The sequence below is a fragment of the Brevundimonas sp. UBA5936 genome, assembly GCA_002430835.1.
Lineage (GTDB): Bacteria > Pseudomonadota > Alphaproteobacteria > Caulobacterales > Caulobacteraceae > Brevundimonas.
This window is the reverse complement of record DJDA01000150.1, coordinates 1-8,099: the sequence shown is the minus strand read 5'-3', so window position 1 is coordinate 8,099 and position 8,099 is coordinate 1. Positions and strand designations below refer to the sequence as shown.

At 68.0% G+C, this 8,099-nt stretch carries 7 protein-coding genes; 3 read left to right on the top strand and 4 right to left on the bottom strand.

Annotation, left to right across the window (positions count from 1 at the left end; all coding sequences use genetic code 11):
- On the top strand, positions 1-706 hold a 706-nt coding region (locus tag B2Y21_RS15335; protein ID WP_292060702.1), incomplete at its 5' end, for a hypothetical protein.
- Positions 707-832: 126 nt separating this feature from the next.
- On the opposite strand, the gene B2Y21_RS15330 is transcribed toward B2Y21_RS15335, so the two are convergent.
- From B2Y21_RS15330 to hfaA, 4 genes are all read right to left on the bottom strand, one after another.
- Entirely contained in the window at positions 833-3,712 is a 2,880-nt protein-coding gene (locus tag B2Y21_RS15330; RefSeq protein WP_292060701.1) for a M16 family metallopeptidase, read from the bottom strand.
- A 138-nt stretch (positions 3,713-3,850) separates the two neighbouring features.
- The gene (gene hfaD / locus B2Y21_RS15325) at positions 3,851-5,101 is read right to left on the bottom strand and encodes a holdfast anchor protein HfaD (RefSeq protein WP_292060700.1); all 1,251 of its coding nucleotides are present in this window, start codon (positions 5,099-5,101) and stop codon (positions 3,851-3,853) included.
- A complete protein-coding gene (hfaB, locus tag B2Y21_RS15320) occupies positions 5,028-6,047 on the bottom strand; it encodes a holdfast anchoring protein HfaB (protein WP_292060699.1) in 1,020 nt (339 codons plus the stop codon). Before hfaB ends, hfaD begins: the two co-directional genes overlap by 74 nt.
- On the bottom strand, positions 6,044-6,460 hold the full coding sequence (hfaA, locus tag B2Y21_RS15315; RefSeq protein ID WP_292060698.1) for a holdfast anchoring protein HfaA: 417 nt from the start codon (positions 6,458-6,460) through the stop codon (positions 6,044-6,046). Before hfaA ends, hfaB begins: the two co-directional genes overlap by 4 nt.
- A gap of 143 nt (positions 6,461-6,603) precedes the next feature.
- Between hfaA and B2Y21_RS15310 the strand changes: the two genes are divergently transcribed.
- Entirely contained in the window at positions 6,604-7,272 is a 669-nt protein-coding gene (locus B2Y21_RS15310; RefSeq protein WP_003163499.1) for a rhomboid family intramembrane serine protease, read from the top strand.
- A gap of 72 nt (positions 7,273-7,344) precedes the next feature.
- Entirely contained in the window at positions 7,345-7,773 is a 429-nt protein-coding gene (locus tag B2Y21_RS15305) for a CBS domain-containing protein (protein ID WP_292060697.1), read from the top strand.
- The last annotated feature ends 326 nt before the right edge of the window (positions 7,774-8,099 follow it).

Below are 8,099 nucleotides of genomic sequence, written 5' to 3'. Positions count from 1 at the left end.
GCCGCCGTGCGCCGGCGGCGGCTGCCTGCCGCCTCCGCCCCCTCCCTGCTGCGGCTCGGGCGGCGGCAATGTGAACGTCAACGTGAACGTCAATGCGAACGCCAGCGCCAACGCCTCGGCGCGCGCCTGGGCCGGATCGCGAGCCGGCTCGACGGTCATCGTCGCGGGCGGCGGCGGCGCCTACTTCAACGTCGACCAGCCCTATCCGACCACCATCCAGGGCCTGAACGTCCAGGGCGGGATGCAGTCGGTGCGCGTGCCCTTCACCGCCACGCGCCGCATCGAGAAGCAGGTCGTGCTGCAGGCCGTCTGCATCGACGATCGCAATGTGCCGCACCCCGCGTCCCAGGTGACGCCGGGCCGCGACGTCGCCAACAGCTATGACGGCGAACTGTATCGCTGCCTGGCGGGCACCAAGCTGCAATGGACCATCAGCGACGCCGAAGGCGCGCCGGGCGAGACCGTGGCCTGCAACAAGGGCGACGCCCTGTGGCACGGCGCGGGCGGGCGTCTGGAATGCCGTCCTGAACAGCAGGCGCGTCAGTGCAACGAGCGTTCGCTGTTGCGTCGCTACGGCGCCGGCGTGAAGGTGCTGAGCATGATGCGCGAAGAGACCTACACCGAGTATCGCGAGGAAATGGTCGAGGGCGCGGCGTCCACGGGCATGATCATGATGGACGGCGGGGTCGGCGGCCGGGTTTTCTGAACCGGCTGTTCAGCCTGGCGACAGGTGCAGACGCCTAAGGTCCAGGCATCGACTCTCCGTCGATAGGCCTAAACGACTGGGCCCCGTTCCTTGCGGAACGGGGCCCTTTCTTCGTCTGGAGCAGGCTTACTGCGCGGCGTTGGCCGAAACGACCTCGGCCTTCCACGCCGTATCCGGTTTCAGATACTGACGCGCAGCCGCCTGGATGTCGGCGGCGGTGAAGGATTCCAGATCGCTGATGTGCGTCTGGATCTGCTCCAGAGAGGCGGGCTTGGCGGCCAGATCCTCCAACTGGCCCAGCCAGTATTCGTTGCCGGCCTGGCTGCGGCGCAGGGACTCGATCACCGGCAGGCGGGCGCGGTTCAGCTCGTCCTCGCTGACCGGCTTGTCGCGCAGGTCGGCGATGATGGCGTCGACGGCGGTGAAGAAGGCGCCGAACTTGTCCGGGGCCGTGTCCGCCGTGATCGAGATGGAGCCGTAACCCGTGAACACGTCGGACGCCGAGGAACGGACGCCGGGTGAATAGGCCAGGGCCTGCTTCTCGCGGATTTCCTCGGTCACGCGCAGTTTCAGCACCTCGGCCAGGATGGCGGCCCGGCGCGACTCGGTGCGATCGTTGACCGCATCGGTGGTCGGCCAGGCGATGTAGGCTAGGCCCTGCTCGGCCGGACCGGCGTGGGTCAGGCGGATCGGCTGGGCCGTCGGCGCCGGGAAGCGGCGCTGATCCGAACCGGCCATCGGCTGGGCCGCCGGGGCGCGCGCGGGCAGGGAGGCGAAGGTCGAGGCGACCGAGGCGACCGCGTCCTCCACCTTGACGTCGCCGACCATGACGATGTCGATCGGGCCGGAGGCCAGACCCTGAACCACGCCCTGCTTCAGCTCATCTAGGGTGAAGGCGGCGATTTCTTCGAGCGAGGCCATGGATTCGCGCTTGTCGCCGCTGGCCAGCAGGCCGCTGGCCTGAAGGCTGAAGGCGCCGCTGGGCGTGGCCATCTGCTGGGCCATGAACTGCGGCAGGACGGCCTTGATCTGCTCGAACGGCGCCGGGCGCAGGCCCGGATCGGTCAGATAGGCGGCCAGCACCTGCATCTGCAGCTGCAGGTCGGCCGGGCGAGTGGCGCCCGACAGCTGATAGGCGTCGCCGTCGATGGCGAAGCCCGCGCCGTAGATCTTGCCGGTCAGGACGCGGTTCAGTTCGTCCGCCGTCAGCTTGCCCAGACCGCCCGCGGTGAAGACCATCGGGGCCAGGGACTCGGAGGTGAAGCGGTCGGTCGGCAGACCCATTTCGCCGATGCCGGTACGGACCGAGATCAGGATCTGCTGATCCTTGAAGGCCGTCGGCTTGACGGTCAGGCGCACGCCGTTGGGGAAGGTGACGACGGTGGCGCCGACGGCGGCGACTTCGGTGGTCGAGACCGGCGTGGCGGCGGCGCCGAAGTCAGCGTAGGGCCATGCCAGTTCCGCCTGGACGGCCGGAGCGGTCACGGGGGTGGCGCGGCTGGCTTCCAGCAGGGCGGTGACGCCCGCTTCGCCGCCCTCGATCGGTTCGGGGGTGACGACCAGGGCCAGGGGGCCCTGACCTTCAAAGGCGCGCTTGACCTCGGCGCTGACCTGCTCGGCCTTGAGATCCTTCACAGCGGCCTCGAACAGGGCGAGGTTGGCGGACGGGGCCGAGAAGACCTTGTCGTCGTTGGCGGCGCCCAGCAGGGCGTTGGCCAGGGCCGGGGTGCTGCGCGTCGCGGCCGCCTGGACGGCGTTTTCCAGCGCGGTGCGCGTATTGGCGATTTCGCGATCCAGTTCGATCTGCGAGACGCCGAACTGCACCAGGCGGCGCTGTTCCTGCTCGATGGTCTCCAGCGCGCGCTGGATGCCGCCGGGGTTGAAGGCGGCTGAGACGCTGCCGAGGTCCAGGGTCTTGAACAGAGTCCCCTGGCCGCCGCCCGCGCCGATGAAGGGCGGGTTGTCGGCGCGGGCCAGTTCGCCCAGGCGACGGTTCAGCACGGCCATGCCCAGGTTCTGCAGCAGGGCGTCGCGGCGCTGAGCGGCCGTGTCGGGATCGAGGTCGGGGTTGCGAATCCAGTTCAGCTGGACCGAGGACTGCACGCCCGGCTCCACCAGGATGCGGGTCTCGGGCTGGCGTGGGGCGACCTGTCCCAGATCGGGCTCGGGACCGTCGGCGGCCTTGGGCGTCCAGTCCGAGAAGGTCGCCCTGATCTTGGCTTCCATCTGATCGACGTCGAAGTCGCCGACCGCGATCATGGTGGCGCGTTCGGGGCGGTAATAGGCCTCGTAGAACTCGACGAAGCGCTCGCGCGGGGCGCTGCGGATGATGCTGAGATCGCCGATCGGCAGACGGTTCGACAGACGCTGGCCGGGCGCCAGAAGGGCGATCTGCGCCTTCAGCGAACGCAGGGCCGGGGTGTTGCGCAGGCGCTCTTCACCCTCGATCACGCCGCGCTCGGCGTCGATGTCCTCGGCCTTCATCAGAGCTTCGGAGACCTGTTCGCGCATGATCCGCAGCGAGGTGTCGACGGTCTCGTCGTTGGTGCGCGGCAGCTCCAGCGTATAGGCGGTCTGGTCGAAGCTGGTGAAGGCGTTGGTGTCGGCCCCAAAGGCCAGGCCCAGACGTTCCAGAATCCGCAGCAGTTCGTTCTCAGGCACGTTGGTCGTGCCGTTGAAGGCCATATGCTCCATGAAGTGGGCCAGACCCAGCTGGTCCTCGTTCTCCATCAGCGAGCCGGCCGCGATCCGCAGGCGCAGGGACGCCTGACCGGGCGGGGTGGCGTTCTTCATGATGGCGTAGCGCATGCCGTTGGGCAGGACGCCGAAACGCACGGCCGCATCGGCCGGAATGTCGCTGGCCGCCTGGGCCCAGGGGCTGGAGGGTTGGGCGTCCTGCGTTGCGGCGGCTGACGGCGGGGTCAGGGCGACGGCGGGAAGCGCGGCTCCGCCCATCAGGGCGAGGCTGGACGCGGCAAGCAGGAGCAGGCGGCGAGGGGATCGCATTCGGTAGTCTCCGCGACGTGCGAGCGGGCGGCCCCCGGGACTGATTGCGGCCCTGCACGTAAGACAGGCGCGAAGCTTCTTCAGCTCCGCGCCTGTTCACGGTGACAAACGAGCTTGACTACCTCAAGTTACCGAAAGTTAATTCGGGCGGGTGACGTAGAAGCTCGCCGTGTTGCCGACGGCGTTGGCGCCCGCGACGACGTTGCGGCCCCAGCCGTTGACGTTGGTCGTCGCCGTCGCCCGCACGTCGCCCATGTTGGTTTGGCTGTTGCGGACGTTCAGGTCGCCGCCGCAGGTCGAGCAGGCGAAGCCGGTGACGGCGTTGCCCGCCGCATTGGCCCCGACATAGGCGTCATAGCCGTTCTGACCCGTGAAGCCGGCGCTGGCGGTGACGCCGCCGGTGTTCATCTGGGTGTTGTCGATGCTGACATAGATGTCGTTGTTGCCAGCATGGACTTCATTGCCCACGGCCTCGGCCGTCGAATGGGCGGCGCCGAAGTCATAGGAGCTGAGTTCGGTGCGCGACAGCACCTCCGCCGCGTTCTGCTGATCCACATCCACGACCAGCGAACCGCCCTGATTATAGAAGGCGGCCTGGTTGGAGGCGGCGCGGCTGCGCGCGGCGATGTCCCAGGCGTTGCCCGCCCACACGCCCGTCCAGGCGGTGACGCCTGCGCCCGAGGCGTTCTGGCTGACCGCCAGGTTCTGGTGCGAGTTTGGCGTCGAGGTCGCCTGTACGGCGTTGGCCGATGCCTGGCTGCTGAAGACGGCCGGCGCCGGGGCGTAGGTGAAGCGGGCCTCGTTCTCGGCGTAGATTTCGCCGGTCGAGTTCTGATCGGTGCGGCCCGTGATGGCGCCGCGCTGCTCGCCCGTTCCGCTGGCGCCCAGGGCGACGGTGTTGCCGATGGCGTCGGCCGAGACGTGGCCGCCATAGTTCAGGCGAGCGCCGGTCTCCACGATCTGGCTGCGCGCCGTGACGTTGCCGTTCAGGTTCTGACCGGCGTCGACGTCGATGCCCGTGTTGACCGCGGTCCCGGCCAGATAGTTGCCGCGCGCCTGGGTCACGCTGTTCACATAACCCGTCTCGCCGCGCAGGGTCAGGGAGGTGTCCGCCACGGCGGCGCCCTGCATGTCCTGGGTCGAGCGGATGTCGGCGGCGCGGCCGTCGGCGCCGCCGGACAGGGCGTTGCCCATGGCGGCGTTCGACACGGCGACGTTGTCGCTGACGTTGACGACGTTCAGGCGTTGGCCGCTGATGACGTCGCCCAGGTTGAGCTGTTCATTCAGGACCAGACCACGATCCTGGGCGGAAGCCTCAGCGGCCGCCGCTACGCACAGCGCTGTCGCGGCGATCGTGCCAGCGAGACGGGTCGGCGCGAGTTTGGCCATTGTTCGTGTCCGTATTTGCGTAAGCAGGATAGTAGCCGCCGGTGGCGCCGACCGGGCTGTCGCCCAGCGGGTCATTGGCGGGGTTGAGGCAGATTTCCGGGCCGGGGGCGCCGTAGAGGTTGGCCATGAACTCGACCGTGGCGCGTTCGACCAGGGCGCGGACCGCCAACTGGACCGGCTCCAGGCCGCTGGTGCCGGCCGAGATGTCGAAGACGTTGCCGTTCAGGAAGTCGAAGACGCCCGCCGACACTTCACGGCCGACGATCTGCTTCTGATAGGAGACGACGTCCACGACCTCGAGGGTGGTGGTCTGCACCAGGCGCAGGTCGATCGCGACGTTCATCACGAACACCTTGCCGGTCAGCAGGCCTGAGCCGCCGTTCTCGCCCACTTCACCGCCGGCGATGTCGAAGCCGCCCGAGCGGATGTTGTAGTTCACCTCGGTGATGCCGCCGACCACATAGAAGTCGGAGCCCGGCACCTGACCGGCCAGGATGCGGCGGAAGGCGGCGTCCTGGGGCGCGCCGTTCGGCTGGTCGTCGCCGATCAGCTTGTTGTTGGCGTAGCGCAGCTCCAGCTCGGACACCGAGGTGTCGTAGCGCTCGACGATGCGGGCGCCGGCCTTCGCCAGGGCGGTGTTGGCCATCAGGGACGCGCCCTGGGTGATCTGGCGACCGCCGTCCGAAGAGATGGAGCCGGTGTAGTCGCTGATCCGGCCCACAGCCATGCGCGGCGAGGGAAGGTTGTAGCGGCGCGCATAGTCGGCCAGGCAATACAGCGCGGTCGAATAGGGCGTCGGGTTCGACGTAACCGGCGCATTGCCGATCGGCTTGGCGTACTGGCCCGAGGGACCGGCCGAGGTGGCGCAGCCGCTCAGCAGAGCAGCGGCGGCGGCGACGCAGCCGAAGGCGCGCACGGGCGAGCGACGGATGGCGGTGATGTTCATGGACGGGGCCCGTTCAGGGTGGTGCCGGCGTTGATGTTGCCGTTGTTGGTCTGGTTGGAGTTGACGACGACCGTGTTGCGGTTGCCCTGGACGACCACATTCAGGTTGTTGCCGATGGCGGTAGAGCCGCCGATGTTGGTTCCGCCGCCCGATCCGACGCCGCCGCTGAAGTGGCTGGACGAAGAGCTGCTGCCGCTGCGCGAGTAGGCGCTGCCGTTCTTCTGAATGATGCCGTCGACAACCAGGCGGTTGCCGTTGGCGTCGCGGGTCGTGCCGCGGCTGGCCTGGGCGGTGGTGTAGCGCGAGGCGCCGTAGCCGGCCTGGAACTGGCCCGCTCCGGCCGAGCCGGTCGACTGCGCGGCGGCCGAACCGGCGGGCAGGACCGCCAGCACGGCGGCGGCCGCTACGGTCATGAGTGTCAGGCTATGAGACGGCATAAGGCGCTCCCGAGAACTTCTGGAACGGCTCACGCAATGACCGTGCCATACGGTTTCAGTGTCGTATTGGCGCAAAACGGCGTCTTGAGATCGGATGCGACTGGCCCCATCAAGGGCGAATGTCCCAATCTGACGCCCGTTCGCCGCGGCCGCCGCGCGAAAAGATCTTCAACGCGCCCTTCCTGCCTCTGCTGATCGCAGCATCCATGCCGGTGCTCTTCTATCTGCAGGAGCGGCTTCCCGATCAGGGACTCTCCATGGCCTTCGTCCCGGCGGAGCTGTGGCGCGGACAGTGGACGGGCCTGTTCACCTCCATGCTGCTGCACGGCGGCTGGGCCCATGTGACGATGAACGCCGTCGGCGCCCTGGCTTTCGGCGCGCCCGTGGGGCGGCTGATGGAGCGCGGGCCGGGGCCGCTGGTCTTTATTCTCTTCTATATAGCGGCGGGCGCCGTGGCGGCGCTGGGCTATGGGCTGGTGCATCCGAACAGCATGGCGCCGCTGGTCGGGGCTTCTGGGGCTGTCTTCGGCCTGATCGGCGCAGCGACCCGGTTGATGGGCGGCCATGGGCGCGTCCTGCCGCTGTTCCATCCGATGGTTCTGAAAGCGTCCGCTGCGTGGATGGCCGTGAATCTCATTGTGGGCCTGATCGGCCTAGCGCCCGGCGCGGACGGCGCTCGCATCGCCTGGGAGGCGCACGCCGTCGGCTTCCTGTTCGGCATCCTCGCCATCGGCCCCATCGGCGGGTGGTTCGCCGCGCGCCGTGATTTGCCTATCGGCGGCGTCTGAGCGAACCTGTCCGCCTTGCGGCCGGTCCGCGACGCCCGCGGACGACGGCCTGCCCATAAGGAGGAAGTCGCCATGCTGGTCGCCGAGATTCTCAAGGGCAAGGGAGACGCCGTCTTCACCCTGGCGCCGGACGCCTCTCTGAGTGAGGCCTGCGCCGAACTGGAGCGCCGTCAGGTCGGAGCGCTGATCGTATGCAAAGACGCAAGCGTGGTCGGCGTCCTGTCCGAACGCGACATCGTCCGCGCCATCTCCCGCGACGGCCCCGAGGCGCTGAAGCGTCCCGTCTCCCATTATATGACGAGCGAAGTGGTCTTCGCCGATCCGGCCGAAACGGTCGAGGCGCTGATGGCGCGCATGACCGACCGCCGAATCCGCCATCTGCCCGTCTTGCTGGACAAGCGGCTGGCCGGCGTCGTCTCCATCGGAGACGTGGTCAAATGCCAGATCGCCCAGGCCACGCAGGAAGCTGAGAGCCTGCGCACCTATATAGCGGCGGGGTAGGGCGGCCCCGTCCTGTGCATAAGCGCCCGTTCTGTGGATAGATCGGGAAAGCCGCTTTTGCCTATTGCCACCCGCAAGGAGCGGACGTATATCGCCGCCTCGCTCGGAGACGGGCTGGCCCGACGGGCTTCGGAGACGGTGTTTTCGGGGTTTTGATTGGGGCAAGGGTTTGAAAAAGCTTCTTGCTTCGGTTGGTTGGATCGGTTAGTTTCCGCGCTTCAATCGAATCGCTGGATTGAGTTGAGGGATAGCCTCTCGGTTTTCCCGGCGGTTTACTGCGGCCTTCGAAGCTTCGGTTTCGGAAAAAGCAGAAAGGCTGAAAAGCC